This window comes from Bilifractor sp. LCP21S3_A7, assembly GCF_052118825.1.
Lineage (GTDB): Bacteria > Bacillota > Clostridia > Lachnospirales > Lachnospiraceae > Bilifractor.
The window spans coordinates 19,263-41,633 of sequence record NZ_JBQKGL010000001.1 but is presented as its reverse complement, the minus strand read 5'-3'; the positions used below and the strand labels follow the sequence as shown (position 1 = coordinate 41,633).

Below are 22,371 nucleotides of genomic sequence, written 5' to 3'. Positions count from 1 at the left end.
AAGTTCGCCATGCCATACTTTAATATCGTCGCCGAGACGAATGAAAATACGGTTGTAACAGAGTATGAGCCGGTAAAGCGCCGGTCAGATCAGTATCAAGGTGAAGCGGCTCTTGAAAAGGAGTTTATTCGCTTACTCTGTGAGCAGGGTTATACCTATCTGCCAATTCATACGGAGGAGGATCTTGTCTCAAATCTTCGCAGGCAGCTTGAGACGCTGAATAATTACAGCTTTTCTGATAATGAATGGGACAGATTCTTCAGCGATATCGTCGCAAATAAAAATGAAGGCATTGTTGAAAAGACACGAAAGATCCAGGAAGATAATGTTCAGGTTTTAAAGCGCGACGACGGCATGACGAAAAACATCACGTTGATCGACCGGAAGAACGTGCATAACAACTCGCTTCAGGTTATCAATCAGTATGTGATCGGTACCGATCAGGGAGCAAAGCATGACAACCGCTATGATGTCACAGTTCTGGTAAATGGCCTTCCTCTCGTTCATATCGAACTGAAACGGCGTGGAGTTCCAATTAGAGAAGCATTTAACCAGATCAATCGTTACCAGCGAGACTCTTTCTGGGCTGGAAGCGGTCTGTTTGAGTATGTTCAGATATTTGTGATCAGTAATGGAACCAATACGAAATACTACTCTAACAGCACCCGTTTTAACGCCATTAAGGATGCCTCTTCCAACAATGTGAAGAAGGAAAAGACCTCAAACAGCTTTGAGTTTACATCCTACTGGGCAGATGCCAATAACAGACCGATTACGGATCTGGTGGATTTTGCAAAGACCTTCTTTGCAAAGCACACGATTCTGAATATCCTGACAAAATACTGCATATTCACTTCGGAAAATATGCTTATGGTCATGCGTCCTTATCAGATTACGGCGACAGAACGTATTATCAATCGGATCGAGATCGCGCACAACTACAAGAAGTATGGAACGATTGCGGCAGGCGGATACATCTGGCACACTACAGGCTCCGGTAAGACTCTTACTTCGTTTAAAACGGCGCGTTTGGCTACACAGCTTTCCTTCATTGATAAAGTGCTCTTTGTCGTAGATAGAAAAGATCTGGACTATCAGACCATGAAAGAGTATGACCGTTTTGAAAAAGGTGCAGCTAACAGCAACAGTTCCACCAAAGTTCTGGAACGTCAGCTATCTGATTCGAAGTCGCATATCATTATCACAACGATTCAGAAGCTCTCTACATTCATCAAGAAGAATAAAGATGCAGACGTATATAAGAAGCAGATCGTCATTATCTTTGATGAATGCCACAGAAGTCAGTTTGGTGATATGCATGCGGCTATTGTTAAATACTTCCAGAAGTACTATATGTTTGGATTTACCGGGACACCGATTTTTCCAGCAAATGCAGGCAGTAGTGTAAAGAATGCTCAGTTTGCAACCACTGCTCAGACATTCGGCGACTGCCTGCACACCTATACGATTGTTGATGCGATAAACGATAAGAACGTTCTTCCGTTCCGCGTTGACTACATTAAAACAATGGATGAGGACGCTGATATCGATGACGAGGAAGTGTGGGATATCGACAGGCGTAAAGCTTTTGAGGCGCCGGAGCGTATCTCTCTTATTGCTCACTATATCCTTGATCACTTTGACCAGAAGACATACCGGGGTGATAAGAGCTATGTGTTCAACACACTGACGAATATTTCCGATGTGGCTTCTGCAGACCGTGGGAAGGTAGAGGAAGTCAAGCGGAAGCAGCGTATCAGTGGCTTTAACTCCATCTTTGCAGTGGCTTCTGTTCCGATGGCTAAACTTTATTATGAAGAGTTCAAGAAAATAATGAAGGAAGATCCCACGAAGAGCCTGAAGATCGCTGTTATCTATAGTTATGCGCCTAACGAGGAAGAAGCCGATGGTATTCTGGAAGAGGAAAATCCTGAAGATACGTCTGCACTCGATCAGTCTTCCCGCGATTTTCTGGAATCCGCTATTCAGGATTACAACAAGATGTTTCATACTGAGTATGACACCTCAAGCGATAAGTTCCAGAACTACTATAAAGATGTTTCTCTTAGAATGAAAAACAAAGAGCTGGACATGCTTATCGTTGTGAATATGTTCCTGACCGGATTTGATGCGACTACGCTTAATACTCTCTGGGTGGATAAGAACCTTAAAATGCATGGACTGATCCAGGCCTTCAGCCGGACGAATCGAATCCTAAACAGCATTAAGACCTTTGGAAACATTGTCTGCTTCCGTCCTCTTCAGAAGCGGGTAGATGCCGCAATCTCACTTTTTGGTGATAAAAATGCCGGTGGCATTGTTCTTATGCGAAGCTTTAAGGATTATTACTACGGGTATGAGTCAGCAGACGGAAAAGACATGCCCGGCTATAAGGACATGATTGAGGAACTCACAACAAAATTCCCAGTTGAAGAGTCGCAGATTATCGGCGAACAGAATCAGAGGGATTTTATCTCGCTGTTTGGTGCAATCCTTCGTATGCGTAATCTCCTGCTTTCATTTGACGATTTTGCTGGAAAAGAGATTATTTCAGAACGTGATCTGCAGGATTACCTTGGTAAGTATCAGGATCTTCGCGATGAATGGAAGAGGCGGCGTGAGAACGGTGAAAGTACAGACATCACGGATGATATCGTCTTTGAAATTGAGTTGGTAAAACAGATCGAGATCAACATTGATTACATTCTGATGCTGGTGAAGAAATATCATGATTCGCATTGCGAAGACAAAGAAGTTCTTGTCTCTATCCATAAGGCTGTTGATGCAAGCCCGGAACTTCGAAGCAAGAAGCAGCTTATCGATAATTTCATTTCCGGACTTAATGAAATAGATGATGTCATGAATGAGTGGAATGAATTTGTATCAAAGCAGCGGGAAGTTGATCTTAATACAATCATTAGTGAAGAGAGACTCAAGCCACAAGAAACACGTGAGTTCATGGAAAATGCATTCCGTGATGGCGAAGTGAAAACGACTGGTACAGATATAGATAAGTTGATGCCACCGATTTCAAGATTTGGTAACTCAAACCGGGCGGATAAGAAACAGAGCATCATTGATAAGCTGAAGGCCTTTTTTGAAAAATACACGGGTATTGGTACTGCTTTTAGGAGCAAGCCAGTAGAAGAGTGAGCATGTGGGATAAGGAGTAAATATGTTGGTTCCAAAATACAATGAGCTAATGAAACCGCTGCTTCTGGCAGTACAGGATGGCAACATTTATAAGATTAAGGATGTCACCGCTACGTTGGCACAGCAGTTCAAAAAAAGACCATTATTCAAAATCTGAAGGCCTTTGCAGAATAGTACTTTGGAATTGGAAGTGCACCAAATTTTACAGATAAACAGAATTGAGGAGATACCATTTGAAAGGATCTGAAGCAAAACTAATAAATTTCATGGAAGGCGCGAACTTCCGATATGTGATTCCCGTGTATCAACGGAAATATGACTGGAAGATCGAAAATTGTCGGCAACTTTATAATGATCTTAAAAAGGTCGTTAGCGAAGATAGAAAAAGCCATTTCTTTGGGAGCATTGTGTCTTCTGTAATACCGGATGGGGCCAATATCCTTTATCAGATCATCGATGGTCAGCAGAGGTTAACTACTGTTACGCTTCTACTGCTTGCTATTAGTAATCTTGTAAAAACAGGAAAAGTACAGTCAACGGAACAGAAACTGGATGAACAAATCATGCAGCGGTTTATTATTGCGCCGTGGGCACCTGCAGACGATCGAATCAAACTTCGTCCGGTAAAAGGAGACAGAGAAGCCCTAGCAAAGTTATTCGGTCCCGTGGAGGATTATGACAAGGGATCCAATCTGACTATCAATTATAATTTCTTCTGTGACATGATTCTTAAAGAAGAAGTTACCGTTGATGAACTGTTCTCGGCTATCGGTAAGCTCGAAATCATCAGTATTACTCTAGGAAGTGATGACAATCCACAGCTTATTTTTGAAAGCCTTAATTCGACAGGACTAGCTCTGACCGAAGGCGATAAGATCAGAAATTATGTATTGATGGGGCAGACACCGGAAGATCAGGACCGATTTTTCAACAACTACTGGACAAAAATTGAAAAGTGCACAGCAAGAGATGTGAGTGGCTTTGTACGAGATTATCTCAGTATCAAGCAGCAGATCACTCCAAATATTAATGGTGTTTATCAAGCCTTCAAGCAATATGCTGATGAGGCCAAACTGCCGATGGAAAACCTGTTGCAGGATCTATTGAAATATGCTCGGTATTTCGAGATGCTTTTGACCTGTAATGCGGATGCGCTAAAACGCTCGCAGGATGATTCTGCGTATAAGAAGGAGGAACCAGTATATAGAGAGCTGAATTACTGCCTTTATCGCATGAATCGGCTTGAGATAGTGGTTACGAGACCGTTTTTTATGGAGGTCTTGCGCCTTAAGCAGGACAACAAGCTGACCATCAACGAGGTACTGAAGATCTTCGAAATCACAGAGATATATCTGTTCAGAAGAAATATCTGCGAAGTTCCTACCAATGCGTTAAATAAAATCTTCCTGAACCTCAATAAAGAAATCTTGCGCTATGACAATACAGCTGATAACTATGTCAGTAAATTTATCTATGCTTTACTATCGAAGAAGGAAAGTGGAAGATTCCCAGACGACGAAGAGTTTGGTACCGCACTTGCAGAGAAGCAAGTATATCTCATGCGTGGAAAATACAAGGCATATATGTTTGAACGCTTTGAGAACTACGGTACAGTTGAGGTGAAGGATGTTTACAAACACCTTGAGAATAACGAATATTCGATTGAGCACATCATGCCTCAAACTCTGACGCCTTCGTGGATAGAAGAGCTAGGCCCTGATTATGCTGAAATTCATGAGACATGGAAACATCGCCTAGCTAATTTAACGCTGACCGGATATAACTCAAGCCTGAGCAATAGCCTCTTCCTTGAAAAGCGAGATGCTCCGAAAGGTGGGTATGCAAATAGCGGTCTGAGAATGACTCAGAAGATTGCACAGAAGGACACATGGGGGCTTCCTGAACTCGAAGAGAGAAGTAAAGAAATGGTTGAATACGCCAAAACAATCTGGGCGTATCCAAAGACTGAGTTCAAGCCGGCTGAGAAGGAATTCGAATCCTGCTCGCTCGACGATGAGGATTATGATCTTACAGGCCGCGACATCATAAAGTATAGCTACCAGAATGTAGAACAACCTGTCACAAGCTGGGCAGATATGCTTGAGCGTGTTGTAAAATTCCTGCACTCAAAAGATAAATCGGTATTATCGACTTTGGCATATAGCCAGAGCTCGGCTACTGATCTTGTGAATTATGTTAGCAGAGATGAGAACAAACTCAGAAGTGCTATAAAAATTGATGATGGCATTTATTTTGAAAAAGGTACGAGCACTTCGCTGAAGATATCAATCCTTCGTAGACTGTTTGCTCTATATCATCTGGACCCTATGGATCTTGTATTTTATCTAAGAGACGCAGAACAGGACAAAGTTACAGATGAGAGTCGCTTCGATTTACGAAAGCGTTACTGGGCATATGCGCTTCCTATAATGCAAAAGCAGAATGCGCACAGAGGAACGTTCAGCAATTGTACGCCGGGAACATCTAATACATTATCTGGTTGGTTTGGCTTATCTGGATTTTGTATTAGTTGCGTTGCTAACATGGATCGTTGCAGGATTGATTTCTATCTAGGCAATAGCGACGAAAACAGAAACAAGGAAGCTTTTGATATTTTATTTAGTCATAAAAATGAAATAGAAAGTAATCTCGGCGTGGAGCTCTCTTGGGATCGTGCCGATGAAAACAAGGCTTCATGGATATGCTACCATCTAGATGGCGTAGGCATTACTAATGAATCAGATTGGCCAAGAGCCGCAAAATTTCATGCTGAATGGAGCAATAAGATCTGTGATGCCATGCTGCCATATTTGTATGAGAAATATGGTGCTGGCTCGACTAATGACGACAAAGTAGAAAAGCTGAATATGATTTCCTTTGCTATTCGTGAGTGGGGGAAACATAAGACAGAAGAGGGTAAGATCCAAATGGATCCTACAAAATGTAATCGTACATATTCCAGATTTATGACAAAGGAAATGTCACAAATACTTCCGAATAGTAACGGACGACCGAGTGGTTGGAATACGGAAAACCATTATTTCTACGAAGTAGTCAATCGCACTGGTGACAGCATTTATATTCAGCTCTCTCTCAGTTCTAAAAATGCTTCAGATGAAGAGAGGGCTATATTTGATCGCATCAATGATATAGCTCCTTCGAAGTTTCAGAAGAATGATTGGCAATGGAGAAATCCATTCAGGACAGATAGCGTAAAGTTTTCTAAAACAGCTACTGATGAAGAAATTTATTCTGCGCTTGATACTGCTTTGGATGATCTCATAAAAAAGCAGAATGAGCTAATCAAAAACCTTGAAACAAATAGTTCTAATGACAAATAACGAACATGAAAAGGGCGGCCCTGATAGTTGGACCGCCTTATTTTAATCTTTCTGATAGAACATGCATTCATAGCCGTCCGCCCGCAGCAGCAGGCTCGGCATCCAATCAGGGGTCTGTCCCATGATATCGCAGATCTCCTGCATGTTTGTCTCCATCGGAACTTCGATGATGAGTTCATCATGGACGTGCCCGACGATGAAGCGGTCGCGAAGGTTTTTCATTGCAAAACACAGGATATCCCGGGCTACACCCTGTACGATGTTTTCGACGAACTTCGGGCCGTAACTTTCGATTCTTTCCCAGTGCTGCTGGTCGATTCCCATGTAGGTGACACAGTCGTTGCCGAACTGGTTCTGGCCAATCCGCGGCTGAACGTAGGAGAGTCGTCTGCCGGACGGGAGCTTGATAAAGAGCATCCCGGACTGGTAGTAGATATATACCAAGCCCACTTGCGAAGGGAGGTGGAGCTTCACGGCTTTCATGACAGCAGCATCGACATCCCACCAGTATTTTACGATGTGAGGATTTGCCTCACGCCAAGCGTTGACGATTGGCTGAAGCTCTTCCTCCTTCAGGCCCATGTCAAGCGCACCCATTGCTTTGAGGGCTCCTACACTGCCGCCATAGCCACAGGCCAGAGTCGCAATTTTACCCTTTTGCCTGAGTTCGCCATTGATACCATGCTTGACGACCGGCTTATGAAACATCGCTGATGCGGTCGCACAGTACAGGTCCTCTCCTCTGGCAAATGACTCGATCGTGTGCGTTTCTCCGGCAAGGTAGGCAAGGACTCTGGCTTCGATGCTGCTGTAGTCGGAAACCACGAACTTCATGCCTGGCTTCGGGATGAAGGCGGTTCGGATCAGTTCAGAGAGGACCTGTGGAACGCTCCCATAAAGAAGATCCAGTGCAGCATAGTCGTTCCTTTTCACCAGATCTCTTGCTTCCTCCAGATCTAGCAGATGGTTCTGCGGCAGATTCTGTAACTGCACGATGCGCCCGGCAAAACGGCCAGAGCGATTGGCTCCATAGAACTGGAACATGCCACGGCAGCGGTGATCGCTGCACATGGCTGTCTGCATCGCCTGGTATTTCTTCACGGAGCTTTTTGCCAACATCTGACGGAGCCGAAGAACCTGTTTCACATGCTCAGGGATGTCCTCATTCAGAAGGGCAGCCACTTCTTTCTTACCAAGAGAGTCAATAGCCACGCCTTGCTGTGCGAGCCAGTCTTTCATCTGGGCGACAGAGTTCGGATTCTCAAGACCGGTCAGGCGCTGAAGCTGCCGCATCAGATCCGCCTTAGTCAGGGCGTCAATCCTGATGGCATTTTCCACGACGGCAGTATCACAGAGGATTCCGCGATCGTTAATCAGCTGATCGATGTGGTACTCGTCCCATACACTGTCCGGGACGGGATAATTCTTCAGGCGCTTTTGGATCTGCATCTCAACCTCGACATCCCGTTTATTGTACTTCTTAAAAAGAGCCCATTTGTCAGGTGCGTCTTTCGGAAGATTTCTGGTCCGGCCTCCGTTTACTTTGGTTGGCTTGCAGGGAGAGCAGAAGTAGCGGATCAGGTCTTTGCCTTCCTTCAGCTTCTGCTGCTCGAATCCAAGAACCGCTCCGATCATCTCGAGAGAGAGGGGCAGGCCATTGTATGCGCCCCAGATCCGGGAGCACTTCCATCCGGTCGGATCCAGGTATCCCTTGACGGAATCGTCGGGTGCCCCGTAGCCTTTGAAGAATCCCGGGTGATGCCGACGCAGCCAGACCGACAGGCAGACCCGCTCGAAGGAGGCGTTGTATGCCCATTTCTCCACGCTGTTATCGGTCAGTGCCTCGAGAATTTCATCAGGCGGCTCATTTCCACAGGCGATGTCATACACGACGACTTCGCTGTCATTGACAGAAACACCGAAGAGCAGAATTTCAAACTCTGGGTTCTCTGCGTATTTGTAAACACCGCATTTCTTAAGCTCCTCGGGACTGTATGTCTCTAAATCTATTGAGAGCTTCCTTATCTTGTCCATGCTTGACCTCCTTGTAGTTGATATTTATGCGGATCATTGCTGATGCTTTCGAAAAAAAACCCCGGGTTTTTACGCCCGGGGAGAAAGGAGAATGTATGGATACATGAAGTATCCAAAGTGTGATTACTGCTTTGCGCGGGCTGTCAGTGATCTTTTCAGAAAAGCAATCAGCTGTCTGCACTTGCGGAATATAAAGCGGAAGAAAAGGAAGAGACCATAGCCATTGATGGCCAAGCAGGCTCCATAGATTGTTCCTCGTACTGCGCTGTTCATCAGATCATAAAATACGCTCATATTTGTCACCTCTATAACTGCAGCAGGCAGTCACCCACCTGCTGCGCTTTTTGTCATTGATGTACCCAGATGGATACGGATTTAGGAAAGGAAATCATCGTCGTCATCGTCATCGAGTCCGGTGAACTCAGTCTCTGCATTGATGTGGCCACCAAGTGGCTCTCCATCGCGGAGCTTCTGCAGCGCATTCAGACCACAGGCAATGCCACGATTGCCGTTCGAGTTGAAAGCGTAGAAGTTGATGGATGCTCTTCCATAAATGCCGGAGTAGAGCTCCGAGGTATCAAGGATGATGTTGTTGTCGGCATCGACGACGCCCGGCTTTGTGGTGCTGTTTGCGTTCACGAAGTAAGAGTTGGCGTAGGCTTCATCGTCCGGACGCTCCTTGTCACCGTCACGAAGCGGAGTCTTCAGAGTATCGAGAGCCGGTACAGACTTGCCGTTTCCACGGAGCTTTGCCTGTCCGTCCTCGTAGGCTGCCTTGATTGCCGCCTTAATCTTCTGGATGGTGATGGTGTCAGACTTTGGAATGATGAGAGATACCGAATACTTCGCGGCACCTCCGTTGATAGATTTCGGATCGTTCACGTTGAGATAGCTGAAACGAGTGTTTTTGCCAGTAATAACCTTCATCGGGTTTTTCATAATTACATTTCCTCCATTGAATTGTCTTTGAAATCATTTATTGCTGCGTTGTATTCCGGGCGCTTGTCTTTTGCCTCGACCAGCACCGGTTTTCCAGGCGGCTTGTAGATCAGGCTGCCTAAGAGTTCGTTGAACTTCTTCTTGCCAAGCTCAGAGGTCATCGCCGTGATGCCTTTGAGCTTCTTTTCATAGGGATCGAAGCCAGCTGCTTCCACGACTTCGGCCACCTTCGTCTCATCGCTGTACTTTCTGGTGCTGCGACCTTCTACAACCTTGAAACCGTCATAGTGCTTTCCCGCCAGTGCCTGCTCCAGTGCGTGGTCCTTTACGTCCCCGGCCCATGAGACGAGCTGGTCTGCTCTTGCCAGGATCTCGGCGATTTCTTCATCGGAGAGGAGATCCGGATTGCTGAACTCGAACTTCGCAAGTTCCATGTTGTAGGCGGCGCGTTCCCTGCAGGTCGCTTTGACCTTGCAGAACTGACAATGCGGTCCTGCATGGAAATCACCCTCACCGGCATATGCCAGCTTGGCTGACGGAACCAGAACAGTGTCGGCCCAGGTCAGGAGATCGGAGAGCTGCATTTCATAGGTTTCGACGTGTTCACGTCTTGGCTGATAGATCGAGAGCTTCACGGTCTTGATATCGTACAGATCACCGAAGGCATCATAGGCACCAAGTGCGTAGCACATGAGCTGCGGATTCTTCTCGGCACTGACGACAACTCCGACGCCGTACTTGAAATCGCATATGTGGATCAGCCCGTCAGCGACGATGACGCAGTCGCCGGTTCCAAAGCCCTCCGGCACCCAGCGGGAGAAATTGAGCCGCTGCTCGACAGCGACCATCGGATCGCTGCAGAGCTTCTTTGCTTCCTCAACCTGCTCCATGATGAAGTCACGGTATCCTTCAGCAGCAGACTGCATCTCGGCATCATAGAAAGTAAGATCTTCTGTGGGATCCCTTGTCCTCCGGCCCAGAGCTTTCAGGACGAGATATTCGCAGAGGCTGTGTGCGTCGGTGCCCTGCTGCGCATAGGGACTGGACTCATCCGGCATCCTTGCACAGAGCTGTGCGGAAGGCGTGCAGGCAATCCATCGTGCGCTCGATGAGGCGGAGAGATATGCGTGTTTAGCCATCCAATGCCTCCGCTTCTTTGACCACTGCCGCATACTCGCTCTCAGCAAGCTCGCTGAGCTTAGATGCGCCGTGATCCGTGAGAATCTGCTTCACCTTGTCGGTGTATCCCTTGCGGGACTTGTCAGCGAGGATCTTACGGACGTCCTGCATCGTATAAGCAGGTGTTTCCGATTCTGCAGGAGATTCTTCCGTAACAGGGGCTTCCTGAGCCAGGTCCTGTTCTGACGCTTTCTCAGGAGTAGATCCTTCGGACGTCTCTACCGTAATGGCAGGTTTTACTTCTTCATTAATAGAAGGCTTACCTTCCAGTTCATCCGCAAGGGCATTGAAGTCGCTGCTGATCCTGCGGAGCCCTTCAATCAGAAGAGCCATGTCTTTCTTCTTTGTCATATGTTCTGTTCCTTTCTTGTCATCTGACACATTCGCTGTTTCCCGGTGAGCCCGGGCCTCTCTCTTGCTCTGTGCATGCTTACCCTCCTTGTCGCTTTTTGGCTTTTTCCTTCAATCCGATACGGACACGAGCAAGGGATTTTTGTGTTCTCTTCAGAAATTTTTTTTTGAAGTTCTAACCACGCTTTCCCTTGCAACCTGTAACGGACACAAAGAAGGCGATTTTGTGTTCAGAAAAGAAAAAAGTTCCGGATTGCTTCCCACGCATAAATAAGGAAGAGATCCGGATTTTTAAATTTTTCTTGTTGAGCCACACAAAAACAGTCTCGTCGTGTCCGTAGAGGGGTAGAGGGCAGGAAGCCCGATTTCGAACGAAGGTGAGGTGATGACTTATGGGTGTGATGAAGAATGCGGAAGGTTATGCCGATCCGACAGCCGGTGAGGCAATCCGCAGAGCTTCAAGGTTCAGGTTCAGACCGATTGTCTATATCTGCTCGCCATATTCCGGAGATATCGAAAGGAACACGGAAATGGCAAAGCGGTACAGCCGGTATGCAGTAGATGAAGGAGTAATCCCGATTACTCCGCATCTGATGTTTCCGCTTTACATGACAGAGGAAGAAAGAGATCTTGCCATGTTTATGGACATCGCAATCTTGTCCAAGTGCTCTGAGCTTTGGGTCTGCGGAGACAGGATCACAAAAGGAATGAAGGCAGAAATCGACTACGCAAAGTCGAAGGAAATGAAGACGCGTTATATCGCGGAGGAGAAGATATGTACGAAGTAAAGGAAGAAGTTCTGACAGCCTATAACGAGAAGACGGATCGCAATCATCTGATTCCATTCTTCACAAGAGAAGTCATGGATGGCGATTCGTTCTACAAGGTGTCTGCAGGGACGGACGGAACCATTGACGGTGAGGACGAAGATACGAGAACCATCATCGAGATCTGCAATCCGGTAGGCACCGGTCTCTTCCGGGTTAAAAAGGATTCCGATGGAGATGGATGTGGTGTTTCCATCACGGCGATTGGCGATGACGACCTGCGCTGTCTGATCAAGGCGCTGGAGTTCATTACGAAGGTTCTGGAAGAGGAGGCATCGGAAATTGATGACTAAGATGCATCTTTACACCGCATCCTGCACGGGAAATGAGAAAAACTGCAGGTATCCCAATGAGACGGCTGTCAGCTCGGAGGAATCCCTCCGGGCGGCAGTTGCTAGGGATCATGTCTGCGCAAAATACAAGAACAGCTATCGCAGCAACGACAACTTCCTCTCGGCGGACTGCATTGTGATGGACTGTGACAATGACCACTCCGATGATCCGAAGGACTGGATCACTCCAGAAGCATTGGCAGAGGAGCTCTCGGATGTGGATTTTGGCATTACGGAGAGTCGCCATAACAACATGCCAAAGGATGGCAAAAGCGCAAGACCCAGGTTTCACATCTATATGCGGACCCGGGAGTACACGGATCCGGATGCCTATACGGCACTGAAGCACGCAGTGCAGGAGCGTTATCCGTTCTTCGATGATAACGCGCTCGATGCTGGCCGTTTCGTTTATGGTTCCGCTTCTCCGAAAGTGATCTGGCATGAAGGTGGCAAAACCATCGAGGAGTTTCTTACTTCGGCGCTCTCTGCAGAACGTGTGATTCCTGCCGGAAAGCGCAATGCCACCATGAGCCACTTCGCTGGAAAGGTCGTGAAGAGATTCGGTCACGGAGACGATGCCTACCAGATCTTTCTGGAAGAGGCAGAACATTGCGATCCGCCGCTTTCCGATGAGGAGCTCGATAAGATCTGGCACAGCGCCGGGAAGTTTGAGAAGAAGGTCAGCGCTCAGCCGGGATATATTCCTCCGGATAAGTACAATCCTGCAAAGCTCTCCGGACCTGCTGGTTCTTTGAAGCCGCAGGATTATTCGGACATTGGCGAGGCAAAGGTGCTGAGTCGTGAATGTGGGAAGGAGCTCCGCTTCAATCCGGCAACGGATTATCTCCGCTACAACGGGGTGAACTGGGATGAAAACAGGGAAGCCGCTGTCGGGATGACAGAGGAGTTCCTTGATAAGCAGCTCATGGATGCCGAGGCACTGTACTTCAAACTCTCAGAGGAACTCAAGAGCGCGGGTGCGGATCCCAAGGTCCTCAAGTCTGGTGGAAAGAAGGCAGTCGAAGGTCTCTCCAAGAACGTGCTGGCGCTGTACCAGAAATATCTGGACGCGGCTGCTTATCTTGCCTTTGTCATGAAACGCCGGGACTACAAGTACATCAAGTCGACGCTCGATACCACCAAGCCGATGGTCTTCATCAAATTTGAAGATCTCGATAAGGATGAGTTCTTGCTGAATACACCGGAGGGAACCTGGGATCTGACGCAGGGACTTGCCGGAAAGCAGGAGCACAAGGCAGAAAACTACATCACGAAGGTGACGGAGGTGGAGCCGGGCGATAAAGGCGCGGACCTCTGGCAGGATACGCTCGAGAAGACATTTCTTGGCGATCAGAACCTGATCGACTACGTACAGGAGGTCGTCGGGCTCTCTGCTATCGGAAAGGTGTACGTCGAAGCCATGATCATTGCCTATGGTGAAGGACGAAATGGAAAGTCTACCTTCTGGAATACGATCAGCCGGGTTCTTGGCTCTTATTCCGGGCACCTGTCTGCGGACACCCTGACGGTTGGATGCAAGCGGAACGTCAAACCGGAGATGGCCGAGACCAAGGGCAAGCGTCTCATCATAGCTGCAGAGCTTGAAGAGGGGATGCGTCTCAACACCTCGGTTGTGAAGCAGCTCTGCTCAACGGACGAGATCTATGCGGAGAAGAAGTACAAGGCTCCGGCATCCTTCATCCCGTCACACACGGTTGTTCTGTATACCAACCACCTGCCACGTGTGGGAGCAACGGACGAAGGAACATGGCGCCGCCTTATCGTGATCCCTTTCAATGCAGTGTTTGAGGGCAGCAATGATAAGAAGAACTACACAGACTATCTGGTTCAGGAGGCAGGGCCGGCTGTTCTTACGTGGATTATCAATGGCGCCAAGAAGGTCATCGACAAGGACTTCCATCTGACGCAGCCTAAGGTCGTGCGCGATGCTATTGACAGTTATCGCAACCAGAGTGACTGGCTTGGCATGTTCCTTGAGGACTGCTGTGATGTGGATCCGGGTTATGAGGCAGCTTCCGGAGAACTGTACGTTCAGTACCGGGCATATTCCCAGCGTATGGGTGAGTTTGCCAGAAGTACGGCTGAGTTCTATACGGCTTTGGAGACTGCTGGTTTCACGAAGGTCCGGAAGAAGAACGGACGGTTCATTAAGGGACTCAGACTGAAGATTGGAGACTTTATGAACGAAGAATAAGTCCGGAAATGACTGTCATTTCATGTCACTGGTGTATAAGGGTGACACTCGTGACAGTCTCTGCGTAAAAGTCCCTATAGGGGTCAAAATTTCAGCCCTATAGGGACTTTATGAAATGAGTGTCATGACTGACACCAAGTGCGAGAAAGCCTTTATTTATGTGGCTTGGAGGAAATTTGAATGGTGACAGTTGCGGAAAGCAAAATCGAACACGAATTGGTGATGGAAGTCAGAAACCGGGGTGGCATGTGTCCGAAGTTCGTCTCACCCGGGATGGACGGGATGCCCGACCGGCTCGTCTTATTGCGGGATGGGAAGGCCGCCTTTGTCGAGGTGAAGGCTCCCGGGAAGAAACCGAGAAAACTGCAACTTAGAAGACATGTACAGCTGAGAAGCAGAGGCTACATGGTTTACGTCTTGAATGATCCGGATAAAATTCCGGCCATTCTTGACGAGATTGAAGGAGGCAGAGGATGGGAAGACTCATCACATTAAAGGATGGAACACTGGTGACCGTGTTATCTGAAAAAGATCTTCTGTATCTCATCGATACACACATGGGGCAGGAGATGAAGGAGGCTGTCGTTGAATGGGTAAACGAGGTCGATCTGCAGCACGCAGACGATGAGGAATGCATACACGAACTGAACGAGATGATCAGTGAGGACCACGCCCGGTATAAAGAGACGATGGAGAAAATTCTCGAAGAATCAGAAAAGCTCTCTTCTCTGATCTCAGAAAAAGAGCTGGATTGTAGAGAAATCTCCAATACGGTCGGAGCAATTCGTGCACTGGCAGACAAGGAGGTCAATCGATGTTGATGAGAGAGCAGATGCATAGTTATCAGAACTATTGCGTGAGCTTCATCGAGGAACATCCAGAGGCACTTTTGATCTTGGAGATGGGCCTTGGAAAAACAGTCATCAGCCTTACTGCTATAGAGGATCTGATGTACGACTCTTTCGAAGTGAATAAAACTTTGGTCATTGCGCCTCTCAGGGTAGCGAGGGATGTGTGGCCGCAGGAGAAAGACCTCTGGTCTCATACCCGGCATCTTCGGATGTCGGTGATGATCGGCAGCTGTCAAGAACGGGTGAGAGCCCTGAAAACAGATGCCGATGTTTATGTGATCAATCGCGAGAACATCCGCTGGCTCGTGGATTATCTGGAACGCCACCACACACCTTGGCCGTTTGACTGCGTTGTTGTGGATGAGATCAGCTCTTTCAAGAACTATAAGAGCCAGCGGTACAAGGCACTCCGGAAAGCACGTCCCTTTATCAAGCGGATCTGGGGACTTACAGGAACTCCGGCCAGTAATGGTCTTCTGGATCTCTTTGGCGAGGTCGCTATCATCGATCAGGGTAAGCGCCTCGGTAGATTTATCGGTCGGTATCGAGAAGCATACTTCCGTCCCGGAAGTCAGAATCCGTATACCGGAGTCGTATACAATTACGTCCCACTGCCGGGTGCGGAAGATGCAATCTACAAGAAGATCGGTGACATCTCTGTATCTATGAAGGCTAAGGATTTTCTGCCGGATCTGCCGAAGTGCCTGACCGCCAATCATACCGTTGAGATGAGCCCGGATGAAAAGGATCTGTATGAGGAGTTGAAGAAGGAGCTGGTTCTTACGATCGACGGCAAAGAAGTGGATGCTGCGAATGCTGCAGTTCTTTCAGGAAGACTTCTCGAGATGGCCAATGGTGCGGTTTACAACGAGAACCATGAGGTTATCCGGATCCATAACAAAAAGCTGGAAATGCTTGGTGACCTTATTGAAGAAGCAGTCGGGCAGAACGTCCTGATCGCTTACTGGTATCAGCACGATCGGAGTGAAATTATTGAGTACCTGAAGGAGAAGGGATATCCCGTCCGGGACCTGAAATCTTCCGAGGATGTTTCTGACTGGAATGAGGGAAAGATCCCGATTGCATTGATCTCCCCGGCATCTGCCGGACATGGTCTCAATCTGCAGCATGGAGGCCATATCCTGATCTGGTTCTCCCTCTGCTGGTCTTTAGAGATGCGGCAGCAGACAGATGCCAGACTGAACCGTCAGGGACAGACCGAGGTCGTGACGATCCACAACATCGTGACGAAGGACACGATTGATGAAGACGTACTGAAGGCGCTGGAAGATAAGAACTCTACTCAGGAGAATCTGATCCGGGCGGTAAAAGCACGCCTCAAATAACAAGCCAATCAGAGTTAAAGAATGACAAACATATGCCAATCCGAGGAACGAGAAACCAAGTAATCAAGGAGGCTGCATATGAATAAAAATTACGGGCCTGATCCGTATGAAAATCTGGCGAATGCCATTGTGGCACAGGCAGCACGGGATTATCTCACGGCACTTCGGAAGCTCAAGAAAAATCCCAGAAATAAGATGGCAATGAGTGATGCTATGGATTTGGAGCGGTTCTTCCATTCTGGCTGGTATGGTGTTTTGACAGGTGTAGATCCGGATTACCTGATCCAGAAACTGAGAGAGAAGGTGGCAGCATGACACCAAAGACCTATTTGAATCAGGCGTATCGGCTGGAGCAGAGAATCCGGCTGCAGCAGGAAGAGCTGGGAAACCTTAGAACACTTGCTGCCTCGGTCGGGAGCCCTGGCTTCGAGGAGCACTACAATCCGAATCATCCGAATGATGCACCGTTCGTGAAGACACTGGACCGGATCTGGGAGAAGGAGAAGAAGGTGAACGACGAGATTTGTCTTCTTCTGCAGCTCAAAGATGAGATTCAGTCCGTGATTGATCAGGTCGACAACATGGATGAACGGTTGATTCTTACCTATCGGTATCTGAAGAACTACACGTGGATGCGGATTGGAGATGAGCTTGCTGCCGATGAGCGCACGATTCGCAGATGGCACAGCAGAGCACTGTCTCATGTGAAGGTACCGGAAAATCCCACGATCATCTGAATGCGCCGAAAATGTCCGCAAATGTCCGGGTGCCATATGTGATATGGTATAGTCAGCGAAGAAGATAAGATGAAGCCTCGAAGGATAAAACCTCCGGGGCTTTTCTTGTGAAGGGAGGATGGGCGATGCCATATAAACCGATGGTTCCCTGCAGGCATCCCGGATGCCCGAACCTTGTACCCGCTGGGCAGAAGTATTGCGAGAAGCACAAAGCATTGCACCCGGAAGAGAACCGGTCGGCGGCAGCGAGAGGATACAACAGTCGTTGGAGATGGGAGAGTAAGAAGTTCTTACAGCTCCATCCACTCTGCGAGGAGTGCCTGCGTCATGGCATAGCTACTCCGGCAACGGTTGTGGATCACATCGTTCCGCACCGAGGAGATCAGAAGCTCTTCTGGGACCGATCGAACTGGCAGGCGCTCTGCAAGCAGTGCCATGACAGGAAGACGAGAAATCAGGATGAAACACCGACGTATCATTACTGATTCGTGGTAAGGCGGGGGAGGTCATGATCTCTAAAGCCAGAGGCACAGGAGACCGCCGCCCCCTCTTGCGTTGATTTTCGCAAAATTGATACCCCGGGGTCAGCGGGCAGACCGCCTGATCCTGGAAAAATCACATAACTTTTTCAAACCGCAGTTAAAGCAAGCAAACAAGCGCTTTTGCTGCGGCTTTTTCGTGCGCGGAACCGGGACGTTTCGGCTTGGAATTCCGCTGCGGAACATCCAGCCTGAGCGCCGCAGACTTTCGAGTACGTTTGGACTTTCGAGTACGCGAGGAGGATGCGATGGATGAGGATTTTGAAACACCTGACCTCTCGGAATTCCTCGACGCCTGCGCGAAGCAGTTCTGCCCGTGGTGCGGCAGGCCGATGGGACGAAATCCGATGGGCAGGCCACGGGTGTTCTGCTCAGATAAATGCCGCTGGGCTTACAACAGCTGGCGCCATAGAAAACGAATGAAGGAGAAAGAGAATGGAAACACCAATCCTGAAGAACATACCGGTGACGGAACTGAAGCCGGCAGCATACAACCCGAGAAAGAAACTGAAGCCGGGTGATAAGGAATACGAGAAGATCAAGAACTCGATCAAGGAGTTCGGCTTTGCGGATCCGCTTGTTGTGAATTCAGACATGACAATCATCGGAGGGCATCAGCGACTGACCGTTGCAATGGACCTTGGCTACACCGAAGTTCCGTGCGCCGTCGTCGATATTGATAAGACACGGGAGAAAGCACTGAATATCGCCCTTAACAAGATCACGGGCGCATGGGATGACAACCTGCTCGCCGACCTCCTGAAAGATCTTGAGGCATCCGACTTCAACACAGCGCTGACTGGTTTCGAGCCTCCGGAGATGGAGCAGCTTTTCAATAAGGTCTGCGATAAAGACGTGACGGAGGACAGCTTTGATGTTGATGAGGAACTGAAGAAGCCGACCTTCTCCGAGGCGGGTGACCTCTGGCACTTGGGACGGCATCTTGTTCTCTGCGGAGATTCCACGGACCCTGCTTCTTACGAGAAGCTGATGGATGGTCAGAAGGCAAACGTGATCGTGACGGATCCTCCGTACAACGTAGACGTTGAGGAGACTGCCGGTAAGATTATGAATGATCACATGGCCGACGAGGATTTCTACAAGTTCCTGCTTGCCGCCTACACCTGCATGCATGACAACCTTGCGGACGATGGATCGATCTACGTGTTCCATGCAGATACCGAAGGACTGAACTTCCGCAGGGCGTTTGCCGATGCGGGTTTTTACCTGTCTGGCTGCTGTATCTGGAAAAAGAACGCGCTTGTTCTTGGGCGTTCTCCGTACCAGTGGCAGCATGAGCCGTGCCTGTTTGGATGGAAGCAGGGCGGTAAACACGAGTGGTACAGCGACCGGAAGCAGACCACGATCTGGGAGTATGATCGCCCGAAAGCATCAAAGGATCATCCGACGATGAAACCGGTGCAGCTCTTGGCTTATCCGATTCGGAATTCCTCGATGACGAATGGTATCGTGCTCGATCCGTTCCTTGGTTCCGGCAGTACGCTGATTGCCTGCTGCGAGACCGACCGGATCTGCAGAGGCATCGAATTGGACCCGAAGTTTGTCGATGTCATCGTGAAGAGATACATCGAGCACGAAGGCGGCAAGACCGAAGATGTGTATGTGGTGAGAAATGGCCAGAAGCTCACGTTTGAGGAAGCTGCTGCAGATATGCCAAAGGAGGAAACCGCATGAATGCAGAAGAGAGACTTCTTGAAAATGGCTATGACGGAGTAAAGTTCCTCACGAACTACAGTTACGACGATGCTCTGATCGGTGTAACGGATGATGGTCGTGCCGTCTATGACTATGAGCGAATGGTCGAATGGCTGATGGAGACAGAGGGCTGGTCCTATGAGGATGCTGCCGAGTGGGTCTGCTACAACACGCTCCGGGCAATTCCCTACATGGGAGAGGACGCGCCGATCGTTATCAATCGCCTCGAGGACGTGGATATTATGCTGCGACCACAAGACTGATATTTGTTTCATTTTCTGCTCGAATCTAGTTGCTATCATCGCCCTTCAGAGTGATGTATGTAGTACCAAAAAAAGCTGGGACTCATGCAAAGGAGGACATGGATATGCTGAGATTCGAAAAGAACGTAGAAGATAGAAAGGTTATGGTGTCGCGCCTTGGCGAGCTTGTCGGTGTTAAGCCACATTATACGATGGCGCCGAGAATGGCATTTGAAATCGGAGACTGGACCGTCGAGCGGGATGGAACACTGACGGTTGATGATGACAAGGCCAATGCTGACATTCTTCACACCCTTTCAGAGGAAGGATTGATCAAAATGCCTGAGACAGAAGAAAACAACCAGAGCGCAGAGCCAGAGGAAGCACATGAGGAGCTGGCGGTGAATATTGCCCTGCCACTTACCGGGCACACCGGCAACTCGCTCAGAAACCTTGTAAACCTGATCTACCAGAGGGCGGATCTTATCAACAAAGCGACCGCCAGCCATTTCAAAGCAGATCTTGATTTAGTAAATGCCTTAAAGAACGAGACGGATCTTCCTCTGGAGAAGGCACTTGAGATTCTTGTCGGGCACCGTGATGATCTCATTGGTGTCGGGATCACCGAGGACAAGATCGTCTTCACCGGTTTTCCAGAGCTGGCGGATTCAGATACGCTCCGGGCTTATATGGATCTTGCCTGCCATATGAACAGCCAGGCGATTTCGCAAAAAAGGATCTATCCCAAATACGTGGACGACACCAGTGAAAAGTACGCTTTCCGGATCTGGCTGACCCGCCTTGGGATGAACGGATCAGAGTTCAAGACCACTCGGAAGATCCTGATGAAGAACCTTTCCGGATACGCTGCTTTCCGGAACAAGGAAGAAGCTGAAAAGTTCTATGCTGCGCAGAAAGCAAAGCATGAAGCAGCAAAAGAAAGCACGCAGGAACAACGCTAAAATACACGATTTCTTCTCCTGAATTTTGTGGGAAATACACCTTCGAATTGACTGGATATATGTGCCCTTCAGAGTGATTAATACACATGCAAAAAGGAAAGCACATAAGCCAAAGGAGGCAAAACCATGAAGGATACAGAGAAGAGAATCGAAGCCATGAAGCAGCAGACGATCGGAGTTGAGATCGAGATGTACGGGATCGCAAGAAGCAAGGCAGCCGAGGTTGCTGCCGCCTTCTTCGGAACCGGGAGATGCGAAGACACCGCAAGACGGAACGGCTACCGGGCATGGAGCGCTTGGGACGCACAGGGCCGGGAATGGAAATTCCAGCGGGATGCCAGCATCCGGGCAGCAAGGGAGGAAGAATCCTGCGAGATGGTGACCCCGATCCTTACCTACGAGGACATCGAAAACCTGCAGGAACTGGTACGGCAGCTCAGGCATGCAGGTGCGAAGAGCGACCCGAGCCACATGTGCGGAGTCCACATACACATCGGAGCGAATGGCCACGACGCCAAGACGCTCCGGACGCTGGCAAACCTGATGGCAAGCCATGAGAGCCTTCTGATCAGCGCCCTCCGGTTAGACAGAAGCCGCATCGACCGCTACTGCCAGACGGTAGATCCGGATTTCCTGAAGCGCCTCAACAAAAAGAAACCGGACACCATGCAGGAGCTTTCCGACATCTGGTACGAAGAGAACCACGCAACCTACGGACGGCGCGAGCATTACAACAGCAGCCGCTACCACATGCTGAACCTGCACGCTACTTTCACCAAGGGCACGATCGAGTTTCGCCTCTTCCAGTTCGCAGACGCAGGAAACGGCAAACGCGGAGGCCTTCACGCAGGAGAGCTTAAGAGCTACATCCAGCTTTGCCTCGCCCTTTCCGCAGCAGCGAAGATCCAGAAGACGGCTAGCCCGAAGGAACCGCAGCACGAGAATCCAAGATATGCGATGCGCACCTGGCTTCTTCGGATGGGATTCATTGGCGACGAGTTCGCTACGGCAAGGGAGATCCTGACAAAGAACCTTGCAGGCGACACCTCCTTCCGGAATGGAAGGGTTGCATAAACCGAAGAGACAGCCTTCGGCTACCTTACCCGCCACAGAGCGGGCTTAAGGTGGTAGAAGGGTATCCCTTCGGAAAGGAGTAAAGATGATGAGATTTCCGAATGACAAAGAACTGAAAGAGATACGGGAGCACTACCCGGCAGGGACTCGTGTAGAGCTTTTGAAGATGGATGACCCGCAGGCCCCGCCAGTCGGAACCAAGGGCACGGTCACCGGAGTGGACGATGCCGGATCGATCCTGGTCCGCTGGGACAATGGATCTTCCCTGAACGTTGCTTATGGCGCAGATCGTTGCAGGCTTTTGGTCGGGGAGTTCACAAAGACCGTCCGGGATCAGATCCTTGCGGTCCGGGATACCGGAGAGACGAACATGTTCGATGTACCGATGGTTCAGAGCATTGCAAACCGCCTCGGCTACTATGAGCTGGTGATCTTCCTCATGGATCATGCGAAGGAGTACGTGAACTTCATCCTAAAGGGAGAGGTCTAAAACACACAGTTTCCGCGCAAGAATCTTGTGCAGTTTATGGTCT

General features: G+C 48.9%; 22 protein-coding genes. 17 read left to right on the top strand and 5 right to left on the bottom strand.

Annotated elements, in window-relative coordinates; translation table 11 throughout:
- The first annotated feature begins 9 nt into the window (after positions 1-9).
- Both ACTQ1O_RS00225 and ACTQ1O_RS00220 read left to right on the top strand, forming a co-directional pair.
- Entirely contained in the window at positions 10-3,153 is a 3,144-nt protein-coding gene (locus ACTQ1O_RS00225) for a type I restriction endonuclease subunit R (RefSeq protein ID WP_441485604.1), read from the top strand.
- Between the two features lie 233 nt (positions 3,154-3,386).
- Positions 3,387-6,494 carry a DUF4268 domain-containing protein gene (locus ACTQ1O_RS00220; RefSeq protein ID WP_441485603.1) on the top strand — a complete coding sequence of 1,036 codons (3,108 nt, stop codon included), beginning with the start codon at positions 3,387-3,389 and terminating at the stop codon, positions 6,492-6,494.
- Positions 6,495-6,536: 42 nt separating this feature from the next.
- Here the strand turns inward: ACTQ1O_RS00220 and ACTQ1O_RS00215 are convergent, their stop codons facing one another.
- The 5 genes from ACTQ1O_RS00215 to ACTQ1O_RS00195 form a co-directional block, all read right to left on the bottom strand.
- Positions 6,537-8,528, bottom strand: coding sequence for a DNA polymerase (locus tag ACTQ1O_RS00215; protein ID WP_441485602.1), 1,992 nt, complete (start codon positions 8,526-8,528; stop codon positions 6,537-6,539).
- Between the two features lie 123 nt (positions 8,529-8,651).
- Positions 8,652-8,822: a hypothetical protein gene (locus ACTQ1O_RS00210; RefSeq protein ID WP_441485601.1), complete on the bottom strand. Its 171-nt coding sequence runs from the start codon at positions 8,820-8,822 to the stop codon at positions 8,652-8,654.
- Positions 8,823-8,903: 81 nt separating this feature from the next.
- Positions 8,904-9,467: a DUF2815 family protein gene (locus ACTQ1O_RS00205; protein WP_441485600.1), complete on the bottom strand. Its 564-nt coding sequence runs from the start codon at positions 9,465-9,467 to the stop codon at positions 8,904-8,906.
- A 2-nt stretch (positions 9,468-9,469) separates the two neighbouring features.
- Positions 9,470-10,606 carry a DUF2800 domain-containing protein gene (locus ACTQ1O_RS00200; RefSeq protein WP_441485599.1) on the bottom strand — a complete coding sequence of 379 codons (1,137 nt, stop codon included), beginning with the start codon at positions 10,604-10,606 and terminating at the stop codon, positions 9,470-9,472.
- Positions 10,599-10,997 carry a hypothetical protein gene (locus ACTQ1O_RS00195; protein WP_441485598.1) on the bottom strand — a complete coding sequence of 133 codons (399 nt, stop codon included), beginning with the start codon at positions 10,995-10,997 and terminating at the stop codon, positions 10,599-10,601. The genes ACTQ1O_RS00200 and ACTQ1O_RS00195 overlap by 8 nt, the downstream gene beginning before the upstream one ends.
- Positions 10,998-11,389: 392 nt before the next feature.
- Between ACTQ1O_RS00195 and ACTQ1O_RS00190 the strand changes: the two genes are divergently transcribed.
- The 15 genes from ACTQ1O_RS00190 (at position 11,390) to ACTQ1O_RS00120 (ending at position 22,328) form a co-directional block, all read left to right on the top strand.
- Complete coding sequence (locus ACTQ1O_RS00190; protein ID WP_441485597.1) at positions 11,390-11,785, top strand: DUF7768 domain-containing protein; 396 nt, start codon at positions 11,390-11,392, stop codon at positions 11,783-11,785.
- A complete protein-coding gene (locus tag ACTQ1O_RS00185; protein ID WP_441485596.1) occupies positions 11,773-12,117 on the top strand; it encodes a hypothetical protein in 345 nt (114 codons plus the stop codon). Before ACTQ1O_RS00190 ends, ACTQ1O_RS00185 begins: the two co-directional genes overlap by 13 nt.
- Positions 12,110-14,371, top strand: a complete 2,262-nt coding sequence (locus ACTQ1O_RS00180; protein WP_441485595.1) for a phage/plasmid primase, P4 family — start codon at positions 12,110-12,112, stop codon at positions 14,369-14,371. Before ACTQ1O_RS00185 ends, ACTQ1O_RS00180 begins: the two co-directional genes overlap by 8 nt.
- A gap of 180 nt (positions 14,372-14,551) precedes the next feature.
- Positions 14,552-14,866 carry a VRR-NUC domain-containing protein gene (locus ACTQ1O_RS00175; protein ID WP_441485594.1) on the top strand — a complete coding sequence of 105 codons (315 nt, stop codon included), beginning with the start codon at positions 14,552-14,554 and terminating at the stop codon, positions 14,864-14,866.
- On the top strand, positions 14,845-15,192 hold the full coding sequence (locus ACTQ1O_RS00170) for a hypothetical protein (protein WP_441485593.1): 348 nt from the start codon (positions 14,845-14,847) through the stop codon (positions 15,190-15,192). The genes ACTQ1O_RS00175 and ACTQ1O_RS00170 overlap by 22 nt, the downstream gene beginning before the upstream one ends.
- Positions 15,192-16,568, top strand: coding sequence for an SNF2-related protein (locus tag ACTQ1O_RS00165; protein ID WP_441485849.1), 1,377 nt, complete (start codon positions 15,192-15,194; stop codon positions 16,566-16,568). The genes ACTQ1O_RS00170 and ACTQ1O_RS00165 overlap by 1 nt, the downstream gene beginning before the upstream one ends.
- 78 nt (positions 16,569-16,646) lie before the next feature.
- On the top strand, positions 16,647-16,883 hold the full coding sequence (locus ACTQ1O_RS00160) for a hypothetical protein (RefSeq protein ID WP_441485592.1): 237 nt from the start codon (positions 16,647-16,649) through the stop codon (positions 16,881-16,883).
- Positions 16,880-17,305 (top strand): sigma factor-like helix-turn-helix DNA-binding protein, encoded by a 426-nt coding sequence (locus ACTQ1O_RS00155; RefSeq protein WP_441485591.1) that lies wholly within the window; start codon positions 16,880-16,882, stop codon positions 17,303-17,305. Before ACTQ1O_RS00160 ends, ACTQ1O_RS00155 begins: the two co-directional genes overlap by 4 nt.
- A 125-nt stretch (positions 17,306-17,430) precedes the next feature.
- On the top strand, positions 17,431-17,790 hold the full coding sequence (locus tag ACTQ1O_RS00150) for an HNH endonuclease (RefSeq protein WP_441485590.1): 360 nt from the start codon (positions 17,431-17,433) through the stop codon (positions 17,788-17,790).
- A gap of 302 nt (positions 17,791-18,092) precedes the next feature.
- Positions 18,093-18,365, top strand: a complete 273-nt coding sequence (locus ACTQ1O_RS00145; RefSeq protein ID WP_441099591.1) for a hypothetical protein — start codon at positions 18,093-18,095, stop codon at positions 18,363-18,365.
- Entirely contained in the window at positions 18,280-19,539 is a 1,260-nt protein-coding gene (locus tag ACTQ1O_RS00140) for a site-specific DNA-methyltransferase (RefSeq protein WP_441099592.1), read from the top strand. The genes ACTQ1O_RS00145 and ACTQ1O_RS00140 overlap by 86 nt, the downstream gene beginning before the upstream one ends.
- Complete coding sequence (locus ACTQ1O_RS00135) at positions 19,536-19,823, top strand: hypothetical protein (protein ID WP_441099593.1); 288 nt, start codon at positions 19,536-19,538, stop codon at positions 19,821-19,823. The genes ACTQ1O_RS00140 and ACTQ1O_RS00135 overlap by 4 nt, the downstream gene beginning before the upstream one ends.
- A gap of 104 nt (positions 19,824-19,927) precedes the next feature.
- Complete coding sequence (locus ACTQ1O_RS00130; RefSeq protein ID WP_441099594.1) at positions 19,928-20,764, top strand: hypothetical protein; 837 nt, start codon at positions 19,928-19,930, stop codon at positions 20,762-20,764.
- 126 nt (positions 20,765-20,890) lie between these two features.
- Positions 20,891-21,838, top strand: a complete 948-nt coding sequence (locus tag ACTQ1O_RS00125; RefSeq protein ID WP_441099595.1) for an amidoligase family protein — start codon at positions 20,891-20,893, stop codon at positions 21,836-21,838.
- Positions 21,839-21,923: 85 nt separating this feature from the next.
- On the top strand, positions 21,924-22,328 hold the full coding sequence (locus ACTQ1O_RS00120; RefSeq protein WP_441099596.1) for a DUF4314 domain-containing protein: 405 nt from the start codon (positions 21,924-21,926) through the stop codon (positions 22,326-22,328).
- Positions 22,329-22,371: the final 43 nt, after the last annotated feature.

Coding starts and splice junctions, on each gene's coding strand:
- ACTQ1O_RS00185 (WP_441485596.1), top strand. CDS start 11,773: ATGTACGAAGTAAAGGAAGAAGTTCTGACAGCCTATAACGAGAAGACG.
- ACTQ1O_RS00135 (WP_441099593.1), top strand. CDS start 19,536: ATGAATGCAGAAGAGAGACTTCTTGAAAATGGCTATGACGGAGTAAAG.
- ACTQ1O_RS00175 (WP_441485594.1), top strand. CDS start 14,552: ATGGTGACAGTTGCGGAAAGCAAAATCGAACACGAATTGGTGATGGAA.
- ACTQ1O_RS00145 (WP_441099591.1), top strand. CDS start 18,093: ATGGATGAGGATTTTGAAACACCTGACCTCTCGGAATTCCTCGACGCC.
- ACTQ1O_RS00170 (WP_441485593.1), top strand. CDS start 14,845: ATGGGAAGACTCATCACATTAAAGGATGGAACACTGGTGACCGTGTTA.
- ACTQ1O_RS00190 (WP_441485597.1), top strand. CDS start 11,390: ATGGGTGTGATGAAGAATGCGGAAGGTTATGCCGATCCGACAGCCGGT.
- ACTQ1O_RS00140 (WP_441099592.1), top strand. CDS start 18,280: ATGGAAACACCAATCCTGAAGAACATACCGGTGACGGAACTGAAGCCG.
- ACTQ1O_RS00225 (WP_441485604.1), top strand. CDS start 10: ATGCCATACTTTAATATCGTCGCCGAGACGAATGAAAATACGGTTGTA.
- ACTQ1O_RS00210 (WP_441485601.1), bottom strand. CDS start 8,822: ATGAGCGTATTTTATGATCTGATGAACAGCGCAGTACGAGGAACAATC.
- ACTQ1O_RS00125 (WP_441099595.1), top strand. CDS start 20,891: ATGAAGGATACAGAGAAGAGAATCGAAGCCATGAAGCAGCAGACGATC.
- ACTQ1O_RS00180 (WP_441485595.1), top strand. CDS start 12,110: ATGACTAAGATGCATCTTTACACCGCATCCTGCACGGGAAATGAGAAA.
- ACTQ1O_RS00200 (WP_441485599.1), bottom strand. CDS start 10,606: ATGGCTAAACACGCATATCTCTCCGCCTCATCGAGCGCACGATGGATT.
- ACTQ1O_RS00150 (WP_441485590.1), top strand. CDS start 17,431: ATGCCATATAAACCGATGGTTCCCTGCAGGCATCCCGGATGCCCGAAC.
- ACTQ1O_RS00195 (WP_441485598.1), bottom strand. CDS start 10,997: ATGACAAAGAAGAAAGACATGGCTCTTCTGATTGAAGGGCTCCGCAGG.
- ACTQ1O_RS00130 (WP_441099594.1), top strand. CDS start 19,928: ATGCTGAGATTCGAAAAGAACGTAGAAGATAGAAAGGTTATGGTGTCG.
- ACTQ1O_RS00160 (WP_441485592.1), top strand. CDS start 16,647: ATGAATAAAAATTACGGGCCTGATCCGTATGAAAATCTGGCGAATGCC.
- ACTQ1O_RS00155 (WP_441485591.1), top strand. CDS start 16,880: ATGACACCAAAGACCTATTTGAATCAGGCGTATCGGCTGGAGCAGAGA.
- ACTQ1O_RS00205 (WP_441485600.1), bottom strand. CDS start 9,467: ATGAAAAACCCGATGAAGGTTATTACTGGCAAAAACACTCGTTTCAGC.
- ACTQ1O_RS00165 (WP_441485849.1), top strand. CDS start 15,192: ATGAGAGAGCAGATGCATAGTTATCAGAACTATTGCGTGAGCTTCATC.
- ACTQ1O_RS00215 (WP_441485602.1), bottom strand. CDS start 8,528: ATGGACAAGATAAGGAAGCTCTCAATAGATTTAGAGACATACAGTCCC.
- ACTQ1O_RS00120 (WP_441099596.1), top strand. CDS start 21,924: ATGATGAGATTTCCGAATGACAAAGAACTGAAAGAGATACGGGAGCAC.